At 37.4% G+C, this 19,999-nt stretch carries 19 protein-coding genes; 10 read left to right on the top strand and 9 right to left on the bottom strand.

The features are described from left to right. The first annotated feature begins 24 nt into the window (after positions 1–24). The gene (gene pheT / locus ACP3T3_RS06205; protein WP_426479043.1) at positions 25–2,427 is read left to right on the top strand and encodes a phenylalanine--tRNA ligase subunit beta; all 2,403 of its coding nucleotides are present in this window, start codon (positions 25–27) and stop codon (positions 2,425–2,427) included. 391 nt (positions 2,428–2,818) lie between these two features. After that, on the top strand, positions 2,819–3,229 hold the full coding sequence (locus tag ACP3T3_RS06200) for an META domain-containing protein (RefSeq protein ID WP_426479042.1): 411 nt from the start codon (positions 2,819–2,821) through the stop codon (positions 3,227–3,229). 48 nt (positions 3,230–3,277) lie between these two features. On the opposite strand, the gene ACP3T3_RS06195 is transcribed toward ACP3T3_RS06200, so the two are convergent. The 6 genes from ACP3T3_RS06195 to ACP3T3_RS06170 all read right to left on the bottom strand — a co-directional run bounded on the left by ACP3T3_RS06195 (position 3,278) and on the right by ACP3T3_RS06170 (position 8,999). After that, the gene (locus tag ACP3T3_RS06195; RefSeq protein WP_002977986.1) at positions 3,278–3,517 is read right to left on the bottom strand and encodes a hypothetical protein; all 240 of its coding nucleotides are present in this window, start codon (positions 3,515–3,517) and stop codon (positions 3,278–3,280) included. 51 nt (positions 3,518–3,568) lie between these two features. Continuing rightward, positions 3,569–4,459 carry a 3-hydroxybutyryl-CoA dehydrogenase gene (locus tag ACP3T3_RS06190; protein ID WP_426479948.1) on the bottom strand — a complete coding sequence of 297 codons (891 nt, stop codon included), beginning with the start codon at positions 4,457–4,459 and terminating at the stop codon, positions 3,569–3,571. A 9-nt stretch (positions 4,460–4,468) separates the two neighbouring features. Beyond that, complete coding sequence (locus ACP3T3_RS06185; protein ID WP_426479041.1) at positions 4,469–4,879, bottom strand: hypothetical protein; 411 nt, start codon at positions 4,877–4,879, stop codon at positions 4,469–4,471. 33 nt (positions 4,880–4,912) lie between these two features. After that, positions 4,913–5,791 carry a CGA/CIA family class A beta-lactamase gene (gene bla-A, locus ACP3T3_RS06180; protein WP_426479040.1) on the bottom strand — a complete coding sequence of 293 codons (879 nt, stop codon included), beginning with the start codon at positions 5,789–5,791 and terminating at the stop codon, positions 4,913–4,915. 66 nt (positions 5,792–5,857) lie between these two features. Next, a complete protein-coding gene (locus tag ACP3T3_RS06175) occupies positions 5,858–7,588 on the bottom strand; it encodes a cellulase family glycosylhydrolase (RefSeq protein WP_426479039.1) in 1,731 nt (576 codons plus the stop codon). A gap of 448 nt (positions 7,589–8,036) precedes the next feature. Further along, entirely contained in the window at positions 8,037–8,999 is a 963-nt protein-coding gene (locus ACP3T3_RS06170) for a Gfo/Idh/MocA family protein (protein WP_426479038.1), read from the bottom strand. A gap of 116 nt (positions 9,000–9,115) precedes the next feature. Between ACP3T3_RS06170 and ACP3T3_RS06165 the strand changes: the two genes are divergently transcribed. The 4 genes from ACP3T3_RS06165 to ACP3T3_RS06150 all read left to right on the top strand — a co-directional run bounded on the left by ACP3T3_RS06165 (position 9,116) and on the right by ACP3T3_RS06150 (position 11,631). After that, positions 9,116–9,766, top strand: a complete 651-nt coding sequence (locus ACP3T3_RS06165) for a protein-L-isoaspartate(D-aspartate) O-methyltransferase (RefSeq protein ID WP_426479037.1) — start codon at positions 9,116–9,118, stop codon at positions 9,764–9,766. Positions 9,767–9,990: 224 nt separating this feature from the next. Next, positions 9,991–10,260 carry a prevent-host-death protein gene (locus tag ACP3T3_RS06160; RefSeq protein ID WP_426479036.1) on the top strand — a complete coding sequence of 90 codons (270 nt, stop codon included), beginning with the start codon at positions 9,991–9,993 and terminating at the stop codon, positions 10,258–10,260. A gap of 67 nt (positions 10,261–10,327) precedes the next feature. Beyond that, complete coding sequence (locus tag ACP3T3_RS06155) at positions 10,328–11,287, top strand: 2-hydroxyacid dehydrogenase (RefSeq protein ID WP_426479035.1); 960 nt, start codon at positions 10,328–10,330, stop codon at positions 11,285–11,287. Positions 11,288–11,337: 50 nt separating this feature from the next. After that, entirely contained in the window at positions 11,338–11,631 is a 294-nt protein-coding gene (locus ACP3T3_RS06150; protein WP_426479034.1) for a hypothetical protein, read from the top strand. Between the two features lie 114 nt (positions 11,632–11,745). Here the strand turns inward: ACP3T3_RS06150 and ACP3T3_RS06145 are convergent, their stop codons facing one another. Then, the gene (locus ACP3T3_RS06145) at positions 11,746–12,183 is read right to left on the bottom strand and encodes an endonuclease domain-containing protein (RefSeq protein WP_426479033.1); all 438 of its coding nucleotides are present in this window, start codon (positions 12,181–12,183) and stop codon (positions 11,746–11,748) included. 293 nt (positions 12,184–12,476) lie between these two features. Here ACP3T3_RS06145 and ACP3T3_RS06140 point away from each other — a divergent pair, with 293 nt between their 5' ends. After that, positions 12,477–14,462 (top strand): urocanate hydratase, encoded by a 1,986-nt coding sequence (locus tag ACP3T3_RS06140; RefSeq protein ID WP_426479032.1) that lies wholly within the window; start codon positions 12,477–12,479, stop codon positions 14,460–14,462. 3 nt (positions 14,463–14,465) lie between these two features. Beyond that, positions 14,466–14,840 (top strand): hypothetical protein, encoded by a 375-nt coding sequence (locus tag ACP3T3_RS06135; RefSeq protein ID WP_426479031.1) that lies wholly within the window; start codon positions 14,466–14,468, stop codon positions 14,838–14,840. A 331-nt stretch (positions 14,841–15,171) separates the two neighbouring features. Here ACP3T3_RS06135 and tpx read toward each other — a convergent pair whose 3' ends face one another. After that, the gene (gene tpx / locus ACP3T3_RS06130) at positions 15,172–15,741 is read right to left on the bottom strand and encodes a thiol peroxidase (RefSeq protein WP_426479030.1); all 570 of its coding nucleotides are present in this window, start codon (positions 15,739–15,741) and stop codon (positions 15,172–15,174) included. A 307-nt stretch (positions 15,742–16,048) separates the two neighbouring features. On the opposite strand from tpx, the gene ACP3T3_RS06125 reads away from it, so the two are divergent. Together ACP3T3_RS06125 and ACP3T3_RS06120 are read left to right on the top strand one after the other, a co-directional pair. Then, positions 16,049–17,677: an NADP-dependent glyceraldehyde-3-phosphate dehydrogenase gene (locus ACP3T3_RS06125; protein WP_426479029.1), complete on the top strand. Its 1,629-nt coding sequence runs from the start codon at positions 16,049–16,051 to the stop codon at positions 17,675–17,677. A gap of 215 nt (positions 17,678–17,892) precedes the next feature. Next, entirely contained in the window at positions 17,893–18,252 is a 360-nt protein-coding gene (locus ACP3T3_RS06120; protein ID WP_426479028.1) for a DUF7716 domain-containing protein, read from the top strand. Positions 18,253–18,411: 159 nt separating this feature from the next. Here the strand turns inward: ACP3T3_RS06120 and ACP3T3_RS06115 are convergent, their stop codons facing one another. After that, a complete protein-coding gene (locus ACP3T3_RS06115; RefSeq protein WP_426479027.1) occupies positions 18,412–19,950 on the bottom strand; it encodes a S41 family peptidase in 1,539 nt (512 codons plus the stop codon). Positions 19,951–19,999 lie beyond the last annotated feature (49 nt).

The raw sequence follows: 19,999 nt of genomic DNA, 5'->3' as shown, positions 1-19,999 counted from the left end.
TTAAATAAGTAGATAGATTAACAAATGAAAATATCAAACAACTGGCTGAAGGACTTTGTAAAAACGGAATCAAAAACTGAAAGAATCGGTGAATTCCTTACAGATATAGGTCTTGAAGTTGAAGGGATAGATAAATTTGAAAGTGTAAGAGGCAGTCTGGAAGGTATTGTTGTAGGTAAAGTATTAACCTGCGAAAAACATCCTAATGCTGATAAGCTGAAGAAGACAACTGTAGACGTAGGAAACGGGAAAGTATTGAACATTGTTTGCGGAGCTCCCAATGTAGAAGCAGGGCAGACTGTTCCTGTGGCTGTTGTCGGAACTAAAATCTATGACAAAACCGGAAACTTTTTTGAAATTAAAGAAGCAAAAATCAGAGGTGAGGTTTCTCAGGGCATGATCTGTGCTGAGGATGAATTGGGTCTTAGCGAAGATCATGGAGGAATCATGGTGCTTGATGAAACCCAATATGAAGTTGGGAAAAACTTTGCTGACTATTTTGAACTTACCAATGACGAAGTGTTTGAAATCGGGTTAACGCCGAACAGAACAGATGCCATGTCTCACTATGGTGTTGCCAGAGATTTACACGCCTATCTTTCTACAAATCAGTTGAAGTCACAATTTAATAAAGTAGCTTCCGAAACGTTGAATAATGAAGGAACTCATGATTTCAAACTGGAAATTGAAGATGCAGAATTATGTCCGAGATATATAGGAGCCGTGATTGAAAACGTAAAAGTAGCAGAATCACCTTCCTGGTTAAAAGACAGATTAAAAGCAATCGGATTAAGCCCGATAAACAACGTTGTAGATATTACCAACTATATCCTTCACGGGTACGGACAGCCGCTTCACGCATTTGATGCAGATAAAATTGCTGATAAGAAAGTAAAAGTAGGCGTAGTAAAACCGGGAACAAAATTTACTACTTTAGATGGTGTGGAAAGAACATTGAATGGTTCTGAAATCATGATCAAAGACGGTAAAGACAACCCAATGTGTATTGCCGGCGTATTTGGTGGCGAAAACTCAGGCGTATCTGAAACAACGAAAACAATATTCCTTGAAAGTGCTTACTTCAACCCGATTGCGGTAAGAAAAGGAGCTAAAGCGCACAGCCTGAATACGGATGCTTCTTTCAGATTTGAAAGAGGGGTAGATCCGAACCTTACAAGAACTGCGATTACTCATGCTATTAAAATGATTCAGGAAATTGCTGAAGGTAAATTAGCAGGAGATTTACTGGAAGAATATCCTAAGAAAATAGAGGACAACTATGTGATCCTGAGATTCTCTAAAATAGAGCAGATTTTAGGAACAAAAATCCACAGAGAAAAAGTAAAGGAAATCTTAAAAGCCCTGGAAATTCAGGTTTTAAATGAAATACCTAACGGTTTTGAAATCTCTGTTCCTGCTTACAGAGCAGATGTAACAAGAGAAATTGATGTGATTGAGGAGATTTTAAGAATCTACGGATATAATAAGATTGATGCTCCACAGAAAATTTCATTTACTCCTGTTAAGCTGAGTGCTAATGATCAGGACGAACTGGAAAACAGCTGGGCAAGAACTTTACAAGGTCTTGGTTTCAATGAAGTAATGAACAATTCACTGACTTCTGTAAAAGATGAAACTGACGCGGTAAAACTGTTAAACCCTTTAAGCGGTGATCTGGCATTCATGAGAAAGTCTTTATTGGAAGGGCTTCTTCAGAATACAGTATACAATATCAACAGAAAGAATCAGGATATCAAATTCTTTGAATTAGGAAAAATTTATCACAAAAAAGATAAATACGAAGAAAGAAAACAATTGGCACTATTGGTTTCAGGAAGAGATGTTGCCGAAAACTGGCTTCAGTCAAAATCTGCCGTAAGTTTCTATAACCTTAAAGCATATGTAAAAGTTTTATTGGAAAGACTTGCTGTAGATTACAAAGAAGTTGCCTTGTCTGACGAAAGATTCTCTGATGCACTGGCATACGAGGCAGAAGGTAAAACTTTGGCTAGAATTGGAAAAGTAGCTCCTGCGTTGTTAAAAGACTTTGATATTGATCAGGAATGTTTCTATGCAGAAATTGAACTGGAATATGCTCAGGAATTACGTTCTAAAAATGAATTGAAATTCAAAGACATTCCGAAATTCAACAAAATCAGAAGAGACTTAGCTTTATTAATTGATAAAACGGTAAACTATCAGGATTTATATCAGACTGCTAATAAGAACAAATCTCCATTCATTAAGAACATCAATCTGTTCGACGTGTATGAAGGTAAAAATCTTCCTGAAGGTAAGAAGTCTTACGCAATGAGCTTTGAGCTGTTGAACGAAGAAAAAACCCTGGAAGAAAAAGAGATTACAGAAGTAATGGATTCTCTGATTAAAGCTTTCCAGAAAGAATTCAACGCTGAGTTGAGATCTTAATACTTGAAAATATATATATCACGATAACAAAAAGCGGACTTTAAAAAGCCCGTTTTTTGTTTTAGATAATGTCGCTTTTATTGTTATGTTTCGGTTATAAAGCCAAATGAATTTTTGTTGAGACAAAAACAGGCTTCCTTCGACTAAGCTCAGGATTATAGCCCGTTCCTATTGAATTTCCATTTGTGATATTTGTGAAAGTATTTGTGCTATTTGTATTTAAATGAAAATAGTGTTTCCCAACCTTATTAAAACTAAAAAAGGTATTTATTACGGAAATTAATCCCCGAAAAATATTCAAAATATCAAGTGTTAAAGAATAATAAAATTCGCTGCAGCCCGTTTAGATAATATAAATTCCGTAAATTTGGGTGAATTCAAAAAGAAAAAAATGAAAAATCTTTTTTTAAGTATATGTACAGCTGCAGTGTTGGCTTCATGTGGATCCATGACAAGCCCGTCTGCTTCTAAAGTGGGAAAAGCTCAGCCTGCTCTTGCCAATACAAAATGGACATTAGCTGAAAATGTAAAAGGTAAAATTCCGACATTGAATATTGAAGGAGAGAAAATCACCGGAAATGCCGGATGCAACAACTATTTCGGGACAGCAACCATAGATCCGTCTACAGGTGGTTTTACAGCGGGACAAATGGGTTCTACTAAAATGATGTGCAACAACATCGGAGTGGAGCAGAACTTTATGGATATGATGGGAAAAGCAAACAAATATGTGATTTCCGGAAATACTTTAGAATTGTATAAGGACAATCTTTTGTTACTGAAATTCACTAAATCAGAATAAAAAACAAAAGGAACTCAATTGAGTTCCTTTTTTATGTTTAGAGTGTTATTAATCTTCCTCTTCTTCGTCGTACTTAGCCAACTCTTCGTCGCACCATTTGAATGCTGCTTCAACTACCTTAGTAGCCTCGTCTGCCATCGTTTCTTCATCATCACCTTCAAGATCATCTAACCACTCAACTTCTTCTTCCTCAACGTTTAGGATAAATCTTGGGTATTCTGTATGAACTACGAATAGATCCTCTGGAAACTCCGAATTATCTGCTAATAAAAACTTTGGTAATTTCATTTTTTTAATGTTTTAACTTTCTCAAAGATAAATAAAATTATTGATTTAAGGTTACTTCAAAAACATTTTTGAAACTTTTTCAGCTTTTTTGCTTTCTGAATAATCGTAGAAGCCTTCACCTGATTTTACACCCAGTTTTCCTGCGGTTACCATATTTACCAATAGCGGATTCGGGGCATACTTTGGATTTTTGAATCCGTCATACATTACGTTCAGGATAGCAAGGCATACATCAAGACCAATAAAGTCTGCCAGCTGAAGCGGACCCATCGGATGGGCCATTCCCAATTTCATTACCGTATCAATTTCTTCTACACCTGCCACTCCGTTATAAAGCGTTTCGATAGATTCATTGATCATTGGCATTAAAATTCTGTTCGCTACGAAACCAGGATAGTCATTCACCTCTACAGGCACTTTCCCCAATGTTTTGCTCATTTCATAAACCGCATCAAAAGTCTCTTTTGAAGTAGAATATCCTTTAATGATTTCTACCAGTTTCATAATAGGAACCGGGTTCATGAAGTGCATACCGATTACCTTATCAGCCCTTTTCGTAGCTGCAGCAATTTTGGTGATAGAAATAGATGAAGTATTGGTTGCAAGGATACAATTTTCAGGAGCCAGCTCATCCATCTGACCGAAGATTTTCAGTTTAAGATCCAGGTTCTCTGTAGCTGCTTCAACAATAAGATCTGCAGCGCCTGCTGCATCATTCAATGCTGTAAAAGTAGTGATGTTTCCCAGCGTTTCAGCTTTTTGTTCCTCTGTAAGATTTCCTTTTGCAATGATTCTGTCAAGATTGGTAGTAATGGTTTTTACACCTCTGTCCAGAGCTTCCTGAGATACATCTACAAGATTTACTTTAAAACCGCTTTGTGCGAAAGTATGTGCAATACCATTCCCCATGGTTCCCGCTCCGATAACTACAATGTTTTTGATCATTTTTCCTTATTTTTTATAGATAGTTAAATTTTTCACCTCTTTAAGATCCGATTGTGAAACAACAGTAGCTGAATCAAAGGAAACAGTTCCGGTACTTTGATTTTTCTTATTGTTGTTCTGATTGGAAACAGTAGCCGTTAATCCTCTCACAAGACGCTTTTTTTGATTCTTTGTAAGAAAATCTGTGCCCACATATAAAGTATATTCGCCCTCTCTTCCCATCCCTTTTTGTATCAGGATTTCCAGGCTTCTTATCTGGCTTTTATTCTTAAATTCTTTCAGAAAGCTGATGACGGGTTTATCAGATGGCGGACCACAGCATACACTTCCATAGCTTATCTGTAAATAATTCTGATTCTTCTGTGAGTAAAAGAATGTGAATGCAAACAGAGCCGTTATTACTATTAATTTTTTCATGTTAAAAATCGCTTTAAAAATAAGCTTAAAATTTTATTTATTAAAATATTCCCAGACTTCCCTGGAAATATCTGAAATCATCCTGCAGTTGACGGCATCCGTTTCCATTGAATTACTGATAAATACAGCTAATGCATAGTGTTTTCCGTTCGGTAATGTAACGATCCCTATTTCATTTTCAGCACCCGTTAAACCGGCATTGTTCTTTCCGGAAGATCCCGTTTTTCTGGCCACAGGAGTGTTTTCTGGCAGCTGCTCTACCATTTTATTCAAGCCTGTAGAAGTAGACCACATCACTTTCAGCAGATAATCTGTAGATTTTTTGGAAAGTAATTTACTATCATAGAATCTTTTAAGGACATCAACCGCTGATTTTGTGGTGCTGTAATTTTCATACTGAGCATTCCAGTCTTTATGCATAGCTTCTTCATTGTATTTGATCTGAAAACCTTTTACACCCCTGGAATCCATGAATTTCTGGACAGCCTGAGTTCCTCCCAATAGCTTAAGGAGAATATCACAGCCGTTGTTATCACTTTTGGCAACTGTATATTCTATCACTTCACTTAGCGGAATTTCAATATTTCCTTCGGAATATTTATCGCGGAGCGGCGACCATGTATTCTCAAGCAGGTTTGATTTGTCCAGTTTAATTTTCTGATCCAGAGAAAGTTTTCCCTGATCTAGGGCATTAAGAACTGCTGCAGCAATGTGAAATTTAAAAACACTTTGCATGGGCAGTTTTTTGTCTGCATTTTTATCATATTTAAAACCATTTTCAAAACCTAAGACAGAAACTCCGGCTGTGGCTTTTTTGTTCTTTAGAATTGAGTTTATTTTTTGTTCTAATAAAGAGGTCTGCCCCAATGTAAATGCTGAAATCAGAAGAAAAAAGAATGCTGTTTTTTTCATAGTATGATCATTAAAAAAGCCCTCTTCCGAAGACCGGAAGAGAGCTGCAATTTAAGACAATTATTACTATTTTAATTCAAAATAATTCAGATTCGCACCATCACTTTCAAAGAAGATTCTGATCCTGTTTTCTCCTTTCTGAAGACTGATGTTTTTTGCTGAAACCGTTTTCCAGTTCTCCTTTCCCCCGCTGGATGGCAACGAAACATTTGCCAGAACTTTTCCGTTAGCTGTTTCAATTCTTATTCTAGAATCATTAGCCGCCGCATATCTGATGTCAAACGTATAGCTTTTATCTCCTTTTGACTGAACCGTATACTGAAGCCATTCCCCGGATTCTGTTTTCCCTACATAATACTGATTCGTGATCTTATCATTACATTTATAAATGTCCACTCCGTCATTTCTCATCTGCTGTCCGGAGTTCCATTCCGATCTCTTAGCGGGATCACTTACCCACAAATTAATAAAATCTTTATCCAGATAGGCAGCACCCATTCTTCCCAAATCATACTCTGAAGCAAATACCCTTCCCGGCACCTGATGATTTTTAAATGGCTTTGTTGAAGCATCCTTTGTCTGCCTGAACATCGCATCTATGACATCTTTTTTTACTTCCGTATTGCTCAGTTTATAATGGTCTGCAATCTGCATTAAAGCTTTCATCGCATACTCTTTCGAAGGTTTTTCACCCCCGTTTTTCCAATAATCCAATAGCTTTTCATACTCAGGAGTGGTCTTTACATTGGCAATCCCGGCGATGTTATCTATTTTTTTCATAGGCCAGAATGCATATCCGATATTATGTTTATCCAGAAGCTGAATAAGCTCAGTAAACCACACATTTGAATTTTCCCCAGTTTCGCCAAGCCAGATCGGGATATTGTGTTTTTCTCTGAGTTCCAGTGCAAATTTCAGGGTCTGATCATCATTGTAATTCCAGTACTTATGAAAGCTGAAAGCCATATTGCTGTCCCACAGAGCGGGAAGTCCGTTATAGTTATTTCCCCATCCGTTACCTTCAATGAAGATCATATGTTTTTTGTCGACCTCTCTGATGGCTGCTGTAATTTCTTTTTGAAGCTTCCAGAGCGGAGCATTGGACATTTCATCTGTACCATTCGGGTTTTTACCTGTGAAATTGATATTGGGTTCATTAATCAGGTCATAACCGCCAATCCATGGATTGTCTTTATATCTTTCAGCCAGTCTTTTCCACAGGGCCACCGTTTTCCTCTGATTCTCCTCATTTTCCCAAAGGGAAGGTTTAGATTTATCATTATCAGATATATTGGCATCATTTCCCTGTCCTCCCGGAGCTGCATGGAGGTCCAGAATCAGGTATATTTTGTTATCGGTACACCATTGAAGAAGTTCATCTGTCATTGTAAAGCCTTCTTCCAGCCATGTATCTTTTCCTTTTGAAGGCTCTTTTTCAATTGGCAGCGTATAAAGGTTATAATGCATTGGAAGCCTTATAGAATTGAATCCTGCTTTGGCTAAAAAGTCAATATCCTGTTTGGTGATTCCATTTTTAAGGTAAGCTTTGTAGAACTCATTCATTCCGTCTTCACCAATTAATTCTGCAATCTTTTCCTTAATCTTATACTGAGGCCCGGCAAAGTCAGCCGTTTTCAGCATATAACCTTCCTGAAGCATCCAGCCGCCAAGGCCAAGGCCTCTCAGCTGAATGTTTTCACCTTTCTCATTAACGATTTTTTGTCCTGAAGTCTTTAATAATTGTGATGTCCCAAATTGAGACAATAAAAATGCGGACAATAGAATAGCTCTTTTCATAGTAGTTTCAATGGTTTTAAATAATAGGAAAATGTCAGAAATGATAATGAATAACGGCAATACAAGATGAGTTTCCGTTCAACTCATTTATTGTGCCAGATATCCATAATAGATGTAAAATGAAATTTTTCAATATTATATTGAATTATTCTTCAAATATATTGTTTTTTTATTTTGAAAAGAGTTTTTTCTTGTTAAATCAGTAATTATTGATAAAAAGTTTTTATCTCATTATGTAAATTGTTAAAAAGCAAAGCGTGAATTGATTGGATAATTCTACAGCTTCATCAAATCGATTTTTAATCGATTAAACCTTTACTCACTCAATATAATTCGTAGCTGAAAATGAAACTTTGCGTTTATAATAAAAAATGCTATCTCATAATCCATTTATTCTAATTATAAGATAGCATTGTATGTATTGCTGCTTAAATAAGACTGCGTATTTTTAACTGATCAGTTTCATAATCTCTAAAGCCACTTTCAACGCTTCAGTTCCGTCTTCGAGAGAAACTTCTACATTTTTGTCGCCTGTAATGGCGTCTGCAAAAGAATTCAATTCGTCTAAAATAGCATTGTTAGGCTGAATATTTGGGTATTCAAACAAGATCTGGTTTTTTTCTCCCTCTGCATTTTCAATAATCATATCAAATGGGGTAGGGTTTTCAGGAGCATCCTGCATTCTAATCACTTCAGCTTTTTTCTCAAGGAAATCAACGGAAATGTAAGCGTCTTTCTGGAAGAACCTGCTTTTTCTCATCGCCTTCATAGAAATTCTGGAAGTCGTAAGATTGGCTACACATCCGTTTTCAAATTCTATTCTTGCATTGGCAATATCCGGAGTTTTGCTTACCACACAAACACCGCTTGCATGAATATTTTTCACTTTAGATTTGGCCATGCTCAACAGAATATCCAGGTCATGAATCATCAGGTCCAATACCACAGAAACATCTGTTCCCCGTGGATTAAATTCAGCCAATCTGTGAATTTCAATAAACATCGGATTGCTGATGTATTCCTTAGTGGCAATAAAAGCAGGGTTGTATCTTTCAACGTGTCCTACCTGTGCCTTGATTCCTTTTTCCTGGCACAAACGAAGGATTTCTTCTGCCTGCTCAAGAGTTTGGGTTACCGGCTTTTCAATAAAGAAATGAAGACCTTTTTCAATCGCTTTTAAAGCATAATCGTAGTGATAAATCGTTGGCGTAACAATATCCAGCATATCGATCTGTGCCAGCAAGTCATCAAAATTTTCAAAATATGTATATCCGAATTCGGCTTCTAATTTCTTTCCGTTTTCAACATCTTTATCATGAAAGCCTACAAATTCATATCGATCTGACTGATTAAGAAGTTTTAAATGTATTTTTCCCAAGTGTCCGGCACCTACCAAACCTGCTTTTAACATAGCTGTATTAAATTTTTGTAAAGATAAGAAAGAAGTTACATTGTAGAAGCAGTTTTTGCGGATAATTCTTTCCTCCAATTTATGAAATCTAATTTCTAATTTCTTACTTTTGTCAAATGCAGGATTCGTTTGTACATAAAGGAAAAAGAAAGATTTTAGTCGAATATCTTCGAAACAGAATTGGAATTTCAGATGAGAATGTACTTTCGGCTATGAGTGAAGTTCCAAGACACCTTTTTATCGAAAGTATTTTTGAAGATTTTGCCTATGAAGACCGGGCATTCCCTATTCTGGCTCAGCAGACCATTTCCCATCCCTCCACGGTAGCGGAACAGTCTGAACTGCTGAAGGTAAAACCTGGTGAAAAAATATTGGAAATAGGGACTGGCTGCGGATACCAGACCGCTGTTTTAATGGCAATGAAAGCTCATGTTTATACTATAGAAAGACAGAAAGACCTTTTTGATTTTTCCAAAAAGAAACTCAGAGAACTTCATTTGTTTCCTAAATTCCAGAGTTTCGGAGATGGTTTTGCCGGACTTCCTACTTTTGCTCCTTTTGATAAGATCATTGTTACCTGCGGAGCTTCCTCTTTACCGACAGAGCTTTTAAAACAGCTGAACATCGGAGGTATAATGGTGATTCCGTTAGGGCCTACTGACGAACAGGTTTTATACAGATTTACCAAAGTAGGGCCTACAGAATTTGAGAAAGAAGAATTCGGGGCTTATAAATTTGTTCCGATGCTTGGCAGTACCAATCAGTAATGTATCGGAAAATAATATACTTGGCAAGTACTGGCCTCAAACCAGCTCTTAGAAGCTTGTTTTTATCAATCATAAAGAGTTCTTCTCTTTAATCTGCTTTATCATACGGTTCTGAATTAAGAAAGAAAACCTTAATAAGATTTAATTTTTTTTAATACATTTTAAATCTTTTTCGGAATGAAAATTGGATTCATAAGAGAACCAATCACTAAAATCTTACTATTATGGACACGAACAGATTCAAGGCGTCACATGATTTTAGTAATCTTCAGAAAAACCTGCATAATAATCCAGGGTATAGTGTAGAAAGCTATTCCCAACAGGTAAAAGATTACATCAATGACATGAAAAGCAGGAATCAGGAAGCTACCAAACAGGGATTTATGTCGCAGGCTCAGAAATCGGCAAAAGAAGTTTGGACGGAAATTCAGGAAATGGCTTCTGAAGCCTGGGAAAAATACAAGGACGATTCAGATAATAAGAAATCATTTTAATATTAAAGTTCACGAACCTTACTTTTTGCGAGTGAGGTTTTTTATTTACAAGCATTAATCCATCACAATGAAAGTCTTTATTAATAAAAGAATTCCCGAAACAGGAATTAAAATGCTGGAAGAAGCCGGTCTGGAGATTATTTTACCGGAAAAAGAAAACCTTTCTTATGAAGAATGGCTGCATTACTGTAAAAATACCGATGTGGTCTTAAATATTGGTTCAGAATTTAAATATGACAAAAACTTTTTTGAAGCCTGCCCGAATGTTAAAGCCATTGCTTTGTATTCTGTAGGATTTGATCATGTAGACATTAAAGAAGCCAGCCGAAGACACATTCCGGTAGGGAATACTCCTGATGTATTGAGCAGAGCCACTTCAGATGTCGCTTTTTTACTGATGCAGTCTGTGGCGAGAAGAGCAAGCTATAATTTCCGGAAGGTGAAGGATGGAAATTGGGGTTCATTTGATCCTTTACATGCCCTGGGACAGGAGCTTTATGGAAAAACCCTCGGAATTTTTGGTTTAGGACGTATCGGGTTTGAAATGGCCGAGAAATCGAAGAAAGCTTTTGGAATGAATATTATTTATCACAACCGCCATCATAATGAAGAAGCAGAGCAGGAGCTGGGAGCCGCCTATGTTTCTTTTGAAGAGTTAATCAAAAACTCAGATGTTTTGAGTGTTCACGCTGCCTTTACTCCGGAACATACAGAACTGTTTAACTATCCACTGTTTGAGCAGATGAAACCGGATGCAATTTTCATCAACACGGCCAGAGGAGGTTTTCACAATCAAAAAGATCTCTATCAGGCATTGGTTGATGTCACCAATCCGGAACCCATGTCTCCTGACGATCCTATTTTGGAGCTTTCAAGTGTCTGCATTCTCCCGCATATCGGTTCTGCCACTGTTGAAGCCCGAAACGGAATGGCCAGACTGGCTGCGGGAAATATCATTGCTTTTTCAAAAAATGAAAAAATGCCGCATTGTGCCAATTCTGAAGTTTATTCTAACCATTCATCATAACTTGGAATTATTTTTGTTCTCAATCTATAAACCAAAAAATCTTACCTATTATGACACCAGAAGACAATATAAATGAACAAAACAGAAAGCTGGAACAGATGGATTATAATCCTAACGAAGATATATTCAAAAAAGAGAAACATATCCCGCTTGATGGAGATGGAATTCCTATCTTGGATGAAGACCCTGATGAAGATAAAATTGATAAAGGATTGGATATTCCCGGAACTGAGGATGATGATGACATGGAAGAGATAGGATCAGAGGACGAAGAAAATAACTACTGGAGCATCAGCGATAATGAAGATGACCATGAAGAGGAAAATGATGATGTTTTAACCTGATATTTTGCGATATACACCCAGCCTTACTGATTTTCAGTGAGGTTTTTTTATGTTGAAAAACGACTTCTTTTAGTAAAGGCAATTCCCCTCCTTTGGAGGGGTGGATTCAAAAAATTAAATAGTTTTTGAAGACGGGGTGGTTCCATAATGCAGCACAATAAAACCCTCCAACTCCTTCATCACCAAACTCAGATTATTCCTCACATCAAAATCACTAATCCTGAAAACCAACAGCCCTAATGATTCAAGATATTCCTCTCTTATCCCATCATAAACCTGCTTTTCATCATGGCTGGAACCATCTATTTCTATAATGAGTCCTAAAGTTTTCACATAAAAATCAACAATATAATTGCCAATAACCCTTTGTCTGTCAAAATCAATAGTATAAAATTTTTTTGCCCGAACTTTTTTCCAGAATAGTACTTCACCCAAGATCCGGGCTTTACGCTTTTCTTTTAATAATATTTTTAAATAGGGATTGTAGGGTAAGTTCTCAACGAAATTCCTGCGGATGGAAATTCCGTTGATGACGGTAAGGATTTCTTTCATGATTGTGTTTATTTTTAACCACCCCGTCTTCCAAAGTTATTAACTTTGAAATCCACCCCTCCAAAGGAGGGGAATTGAGGTGCGTCTTTTCAAATATAGTATTTAATATCTAATAGCAGCTGATTTACAGATTTCATAATTTTGCTTAAACCTTAAACCTTAAACCTTAAACCTTAAACCTTAAACCTTAAACCCTATAAGCCATTTTCATCCTTTCACTTGTCTATATTTCCTATTTTGAATATCTTTAAAACTTCAAACATTGTTTAAAACATAGACCTTTAAATAGCAATATGACATTTCAAGAACAGATACAGCAGGGGATTCCTGATCAGCTGCCACAACCAAAACCATACGAAACGAATATCAACCATGCTCCGAAGCGTAAAGAAATTTTAGGGGAAGAAGAGAAAAAACTGGCATTGAAGAATGCTTTACGTTATTTTGATCCTAAATTTCATGCAGACCTTATTCCTGAATTTAAGCAGGAACTGGAAGATTATGGAAGGATTTATATGTATCGTTTCCGTCCGGATTATGAGATGAAGGCGAGGCCTATCACAGACTATCCCGGAAAATCTGAGCAGGCGAAAGCCATTATGCTGATGATCCAGAATAACCTGGATTATGCCGTGGCACAGCACCCTCACGAATTGATTACTTACGGGGGTAACGGAGCGGTATTCTCCAACTGGGCGCAGTATCTGCTGACGATGAAATATCTGTCGGAAATGAGTGATGAGCAGACATTGGTGATGTATTCAGGACATCCGATGGGATTGTTCCCATCTCATAAAGATGCACCGAGAGTTGTCGTAACAAACGGTATGATGATCCCGAACTATTCCAAACCGGATGATTGGGAGAAATTCAATGCACTGGGCGTTACCCAGTACGGGCAGATGACGGCGGGAAGCTATATGTATATTGGCCCGCAGGGAATTGTTCACGGAACAACCATTACTGCGTTAAATGCTTTCAGAAAAATTAAAAAAGAACCGAAAGGAGGGCTTTTTGTAACTTCAGGATTAGGAGGTATGAGTGGTGCTCAGCCAAAAGCAGGAAATATTGCAGGCTGTGTAACCGTATGTGCAGAAGTGAATCCGAAAATCACTAAAATTCGTCACGATCAGAAGTGGGTGAATGAGATCCATGAAGATCTTGATGCATTGGTAAAAAGAGTAAGAGAAGCGCAGGCGAATAAAGAAACGGTATCTCTGGCTTATCTTGGAAATATTGTTGATGTCTGGGAGAAATTCGATCAGGAAGATGTAAGAATTGACATCGGGTCAGATCAGACTTCACTTCACAATCCTTGGGCGGGTGGCTACTATCCGGTAGGACAAAGTTTTGAAGAATCGAATACTATGATGGCTGAAAACCCTGAACTATTCAAAGAAAAAGTTCAGGAAACCTTGAGAAGACATGCAGCAGCCATCAACAAACATACAGCAAAAGGAACGTATTTCTTCGATTACGGAAATGCCTTCTTACTGGAAGCTTCCAGAGCAGGAGCGGATGTAATGGCAGAAAATCCTACATTAGGAAGAGAATTCAGATATCCGAGTTATGTACAGGATATTATGGGGCCTATGTGTTTTGATTATGGTTTCGGGCCGTTCCGATGGGTATGTACAAGCGGAAATCCGGAAGACCTTCAGAAAACGGATGATATTGCATGTGCAGTATTGGAAGAAATGATTAAAAACTCTCCTGAAGAGATCCAGCAGCAGATGAAAGACAACATCCAGTGGATCAAAGGAGCACAGGAAAATAAGCTGGTGGTAGGCTCGCAGGCGAGAATCCTTTATGCAGATGCGGAAGGAAGAATGAAAATTGCAGAAGCTTTCAACAAAGCCATTAAAAATGGAGAAATCGGACCCGTGGTATTGGGTAGAGACCATCATGATGTTTCAGGAACAGATTCTCCTTACAGAGAAACTTCCAACATCTATGACGGTTCAAGATTTACGGCAGACATGGCGATTCACAATGTGATTGGTGACAGTTTCCGCGGGGCTACCTGGGTTTCCATTCACAATGGTGGTGGAGTAGGCTGGGGAGAGGTAATCAACGGAGGTTTCGGAATGCTCCTTGATGGAAGCGATGATGCCGACAGAAGACTGAAGTCTATGCTTTTCTGGGATGTCAACAACGGAATCTCAAGAAGAAGCTGGGCAAGAAATGAAGGCGCTGTTTTCGCGATTAAAAGAGCCATGGAAGCAGAACCTAACCTGAAAGTAACACTTCCGAACCTTGTAGACGAAAATTTATTGTAATCCATGAAATTCAGCATTGGCAGCTATCAACAAAAAACTGTTTCACACCTGAACGTAGAGGATAGTGATCCTGTATGGGAGAAGTTTGCTGAGGTTGAATTTTCAAAAAAAATATTTACTGACAACAAAGCCTATCTTGTAGAAGATGGGCTTTGTTGTAAATACATCAATAGAACCTCAGATATTGATGCCAAATCTTTGCAGAATTTTATTTCCCCAATGATATTTTCCGTTAAAAAAGGGGCTCTGATGTCATTTAACAAGGGAAATTGTCATTTTGAATATAGATTAAAGATCTGCGAACCTAGTCATAAATATAGTAAAGAATCTCATGTATTACTCATAAGATTCTTTCTCCGTCGGAATTCAGAGAATTGATGCAATTGTTTTCCCACAGATGGCACGGATTTCCGCAGATTTTTTTATTGGAATGACCTTTAAAAATAAGCAGCGTTCAATTTTATCGGAGATAAAATCCTGGCGCCTTAAGACAGTTTATTTTAATAACAATTTGCGCCTCTGCGTTTTTTCCAACAAAACAACTACAATATAATAAAACTCAGTACGGGACTGAGTTTTATTTTTTTGAACCATTAAGGATATTGAAGTTTTGAAGGTAAGTGAAGGAAACATCAGGATATTTTTAAGCTATGCGCTCATCTTAATATTCTTAACTATTTAATTTTCCTTAAAGGTTTAATGTAATTTACTATTTCACAGCCGCAATAGCCGCTTCATAATTCGGTTCCTGCGAAATATCAGCTACCTGCTCTTCATAGATGATCTTTCCTGAAGGATCTATTATCACAACCGCTCTGCTCAGAAGACCTTTCATGGCAGAATCCACCAGTTCCACCCCATAGTTCCATCCAAAATCTGTACGGAAATCTGAAAGCATTACGACATTTTTAATTCCTTCTGCACCACAGAATCTTTTCTGGGCAAATGGTAAATCTTTAGAAATACAAAGTACAACTGTGTTTGGAAGGTTACCAGCCTCTTCATTGAAATGGTGTACCGATGCGGAGCATACTCCGGTGTCTACACTTGGAAAGATATTCAGAATAACATATTTCCCTTTATAGGAATCCAATGTTTGGTCATTCATATTCACATCGGTAAGGGTAAATTTAGGAGCCGGCTTATTCAGAGCCGGTAATTGGGCATACGTATGAACTTCCTTTCCTCCCATTAAAACAGTATTGATAGATTTAGATTTTTGAGCAAAGCCCGCTGCTGAAAAGAATAGCAGTGTGCCGAAAACTAATTTTGAAAACATGAAATTTTATTTTTCAGCTAAATTATTCTTTTTTCAGGAGCTAAGATTAATTTTAATTCAAATAGATCAAATCTATTATCAGATTATTTTTTCAAAACATTTTACCTCTACCTTTATATTATTGAAAAAAATGTTTCAGAATTGTCATCCTGAACGAAATGGAATATAGTGAAGAATCTCAATAGCGGATTATCATTAAGGTCCTTCCTTCGTCAGAAATCGAAGATTCGAGATAGTCAATGACAAAAGCCAAATTACCTGACTTTTGAGATAGTTTTAATTTTATTACAAAAAAATAGAAAAATTTATGAGTTCAGAAAATACAGCATCATTTCATCACATTTTTAAGAGTGAAAACGAAATTCCTGAAGAATATAAAGTGCCGGTGATTCATCAGCGAAATTATCTTTTGAATGGCGAACTGGTAGAATGGAACGGTGATGTCACCGAAATTTATTCCCCGGTATGCATTCCCACAGAAAACGGACTGGAAAGGAAGCTTCTGGGAAGCATTCCGAATATTGGCCCGAATGAAGCAATGGAAGTCCTTGAAGCTTGTGTAAAAGCCTATGATAATGGTCTTGGAGAATGGCCTACCATGTCTGTGGAAGGGCGTATCAAATGTATGCAGAAATTCGTGTACCTGATGATCCAGCAAAGAGACCTGATTATTAAGTTACTGATGTGGGAAATTGGAAAAACACTTGCTGATTCTACTAAAGAGTTTGACCGTACTGTAGATTATATCAACCAGACTATTGATGCCCTTAAAGATCTTGACAGAGAATCTTCCCGTTTCCAGCAGGCAGAAGGCACAATTGCACAGATCAGGAGAGCTCCGCTGGGCGTAGTTTTAAGTATGGGACCGTTCAATTATCCGCTGAATGAAATTTTTACCACATTGATTCCCGCTCTGATCATGGGAAATACCATTCTTTTTAAACTTCCAAAACACGGTGTGCTGGCCCATTATCCTTTATTAGAGGCCTTTAAAGAGGCTTTCCCTAAAGGAACAGTGAATACTTTATACGGAAAAGGATCAGAAATCATCACTCCGATCATGGAAAGCGGAAAAGTAAATGTCCTTGCTTTTATCGGGTCAAGTAAAGTAGCGAACGGACTGAAAAAACTCCATCCGAAAGTGAACCGTTTAAGAGCTATTCTCAGCCTTGATGCCAAAAATGCTGCAATCGTTACCAAAAACGCCAATCTGGATGTAGCGGTGAGCGAATGTATTTTAGGGGCGCTTTCTTTCAACGGACAGCGTTGTACGGCACTGAAGCTGATATTTGTTCAGAAAGAAGTAGCACTGGAATTCACAGAAAAACTAAGTGCAGCCGTTTCTGCCTTGAAGCCGGGGCTTCCATGGGAAAAAGATGTGAAAGTAACCCCGCTTCCGGAAGTTAATAAACCCCATTATTTAAAAGAATGTATTGATGATGCGCTGCAGAAAGGAGCCGTAGTTCTGAATAAGGATGGAGGCTATACGGATGAATCTTTTGTTTTTCCGGCAGTAGTGTATCCCGTAAATAGTGATATGAAACTGTACCATGAAGAGCAGTTTGGTCCTGTGATTCCTGTTGTTCCGTTTGAAGATATAGAAGAACCGATAGAGTACCAGGTGAATGCTTCCCACGGAATGCAGGTAAGTATTTTCAGTGAAGATCCGCATGAGGTAGCCAGACTGATTGATCCTTTCGTGAATCTTGTAAGCCGCGTCAATATCAACTGCCAGGCGCAGCGCGGACCGGATGTTTTTCCTTTTACAGGAAGAAAAGACAGTGCGGAAGGTACACTTTCTGTTTTTGATGCACTCCGTTCCTTCTCCATCAGGTCCCTGGTAGCCGCAAAACTGACGGATTCCAACAAAGAGTTACTGAATACCATTGTCAGAGAACATGATTCCAACTTTTTAAGTACAGATTATATCTTCTGATTCTGATATTATTTAACATTGAAAAGCTCAATACATGCGCTATTTTATCATTCATTTCTGACATATGTTCTTTTGATTATGATAAGAGCAGACGGAAATGGACTTCCCTGATAACGGATCATTTACAGAAGGCTTTACATAAACTGGATTTAGAAACCATTTGTCTTCTGTAAATTTTCTATCTTTAAAAAATTGAGCTGTTAAAAAAATATTAGATGGATGAGATTAAAAATCAAGTGTATTCAATAGAAGAATTTCTGGCACTGGTAAAGAATAAACAAGACCGGAAGGAATCTTATGATCCGGAATATAATTATGCGGTTTATTCCTCGATAGATGAATTTAAACCTGAAATGAAAGTTTTTATCGGAGACCCTTTGGATATTGGTGAGAATGACAATGAAATCTTACCTGATTTTGTTTTTCATAATAAACTGAATTATTTGTGTTCTGATGAAAATATTCAGGATGTGGTAGATCTTGCTTTCAGGCAGTGTGCGGATGTTACTTCCTCTCAGCTTATTAAAGCACTGAATCACTATCTTAAAAAAGATGATTTCCTGGATTTTAAATAATAATAATAATAATAAAATTTCATATTTAAATAAATAACCTGATAGGAAGATGTATCAGGTTATTCTATTTATATGATTTTCAATTAAATTGAAGATCTTTTGGATGAATTAAAAGATAAAAGTTTTCGGCGGGCTGAAAGCCCGCCGAAAACTTAAAAATTATTGTTCTTTATTTTCCTTTTCTTTTGCTATTTCCTTTTTTATCCAGTCCAGCTGGGGATCTTTTTTATCAATGATATCCTGCATGCTTTCAGTAATCGTCACATCAGGAACCACGCCTTTCCGGGAATCTGAAAAATTAATATTAGGCTGTACTAAAAGCAGTCCGATAGGGAATCTTATTTCAGAATTAGGAAGTTTCTGATACGAATAAAAGCCGGCAACGGTTCCGTCGTTGGCACCTCCTGTTTCTTCTCCCACCAATGTTGCTCTTTTATCATTCTTAAGTTTAGCGGTTAGAATGGAAGATGCTGAGAAGCTGCCCCCGTTGATCAGTACAAAAACTTTTCCTTGAAAGGCTTCCTTCTTGGGTTTTGTAGGCTTGTCAGCCTTCATTTTGTAGAACACTTTCCCGTCTTTTTTATAAGTACTGAAAGTCTGTGCAAAAAAGTAACTCGGATAGACAATACTTTTGAGAGCATATTCTAAAGGACTGCTTTTTCTGAAATAATTTGTGCGCAGAGGAGCATTCCGTGACGTTAATTGGGAAGGTTTGATAAGGGTAAACGGCGCTTCTGCTAAATAGGAATACAGGTTGTTGATTTCGTATAGGGAACCTCCGTAGTTATTTCGGACATCTATGATGAGGTATGAAGACTTTGCATCGTTGATCTTGGCAAACGTCTTTTTATAAAATTCATCTGAATAATCTCTTGAGAAGCTTTTTACCTGTATATAAGCAATGGCGCTGTCTTTATCAAGGAATTTGAAGCTCCTGTTATAAGAATTGCTGGAAGCTACATAATCATTCAGTTTTTTTTCCTGAGTCTTTTTCTGCATTTCCTTGTCCTTTTCAAGATCAGAGTCTGATTTTGTTTCTCTGGTTAAGGTATAAGTACGTTTTTCTCCCTGGTATAGGGTTTCAAGAGTGGCTTTGCTTTCAAAACCATTTTCTGCAGTATAAAAATTAAAAAACAGATCTTTCAAAAAATAGGGGTGGAAAGTGGTATTATCACCATCACTGCTGATCAGGTTTCTGTATTTTTTTATATAATCGGACACAGGAACATTGTTGATGGATAAAATTTCAGTTCCGGGCTGTATATGTTCAATAGAATCCCTGTTTTGAATAATATACATCTTATCTCCTGAGATATAATAATCAAAACGGCTGAACATTCCTTTCTGATGTTCCAGTCTTTTAATTTCCTTCTTGGTAAATTTCTTTCTTGGAATTCTCAGTGAAAGATGCCCTTCACGGATTCCGGCAATGACAGGCTGAAGTTTAAAATAAAACTGAAGAGGACTGAGGGGTTCGGTGATCGTCTGCTTAAGGCTGTCAAATTTACGGTCCAATTCCTTCTTGGGAATATACCAGTATAATTGAGGGTGCATCTGCTGTAATTTTGAATAGGCAAAATCTACATCCTCCTTAAGCTGCTCCGGTGGAATACATGCAGCCCGCTGTTCGTTGTGCTTTTTTATGGAAGCACATGACGAAACAATAACGAGAAGAAATATTACCGAATAATTTTTCAATGTATCTGAGTTTTTTAGGGTGCTAAAATAGAAAGTTTAAAATTAATCC

Source organism: Chryseobacterium sp. CBSDS_008 (assembly GCF_049959325.1).
Classification (GTDB): domain Bacteria; phylum Bacteroidota; class Bacteroidia; order Flavobacteriales; family Weeksellaceae; genus Chryseobacterium.
Note: the sequence above shows the minus strand (reverse complement) of the source record. Positions and strands in the feature narration are given on the sequence as shown.

Bases quoted from the DNA above. Each gene is read 5' to 3' on its own strand.
- ACP3T3_RS06125 (WP_426479029.1), top strand. From the start codon at position 16,049: ATGAGTTCAGAAAATACAGCATCATTTCATCACATTTTTAAGAGTGAA.
- ACP3T3_RS06155 (WP_426479035.1), top strand. From the start codon at position 10,328: ATGAAAGTCTTTATTAATAAAAGAATTCCCGAAACAGGAATTAAAATG.
- ACP3T3_RS06175 (WP_426479039.1), bottom strand. From the start codon at position 7,588: ATGAAAAGAGCTATTCTATTGTCCGCATTTTTATTGTCTCAATTTGGG.
- bla-A (WP_426479040.1), bottom strand. From the start codon at position 5,791: ATGAAAAAAACAGCATTCTTTTTTCTTCTGATTTCAGCATTTACATTG.
- ACP3T3_RS06140 (WP_426479032.1), top strand. From the start codon at position 12,477: ATGACATTTCAAGAACAGATACAGCAGGGGATTCCTGATCAGCTGCCA.
- ACP3T3_RS06145 (WP_426479033.1), bottom strand. From the start codon at position 12,183: ATGAAAGAAATCCTTACCGTCATCAACGGAATTTCCATCCGCAGGAAT.
- ACP3T3_RS06170 (WP_426479038.1), bottom strand. From the start codon at position 8,999: ATGTTAAAAGCAGGTTTGGTAGGTGCCGGACACTTGGGAAAAATACAT.
- ACP3T3_RS06120 (WP_426479028.1), top strand. From the start codon at position 17,893: ATGGATGAGATTAAAAATCAAGTGTATTCAATAGAAGAATTTCTGGCA.
- tpx (WP_426479030.1), bottom strand. From the start codon at position 15,741: ATGTTTTCAAAATTAGTTTTCGGCACACTGCTATTCTTTTCAGCAGCG.
- ACP3T3_RS06195 (WP_002977986.1), bottom strand. From the start codon at position 3,517: ATGAAATTACCAAAGTTTTTATTAGCAGATAATTCGGAGTTTCCAGAG.
- ACP3T3_RS06185 (WP_426479041.1), bottom strand. From the start codon at position 4,879: ATGAAAAAATTAATAGTAATAACGGCTCTGTTTGCATTCACATTCTTT.
- pheT (WP_426479043.1), top strand. From the start codon at position 25: ATGAAAATATCAAACAACTGGCTGAAGGACTTTGTAAAAACGGAATCA.
- ACP3T3_RS06160 (WP_426479036.1), top strand. From the start codon at position 9,991: ATGGACACGAACAGATTCAAGGCGTCACATGATTTTAGTAATCTTCAG.
- ACP3T3_RS06200 (WP_426479042.1), top strand. From the start codon at position 2,819: ATGAAAAATCTTTTTTTAAGTATATGTACAGCTGCAGTGTTGGCTTCA.
- ACP3T3_RS06165 (WP_426479037.1), top strand. From the start codon at position 9,116: ATGCAGGATTCGTTTGTACATAAAGGAAAAAGAAAGATTTTAGTCGAA.
- ACP3T3_RS06135 (WP_426479031.1), top strand. From the start codon at position 14,466: ATGAAATTCAGCATTGGCAGCTATCAACAAAAAACTGTTTCACACCTG.
- ACP3T3_RS06150 (WP_426479034.1), top strand. From the start codon at position 11,338: ATGACACCAGAAGACAATATAAATGAACAAAACAGAAAGCTGGAACAG.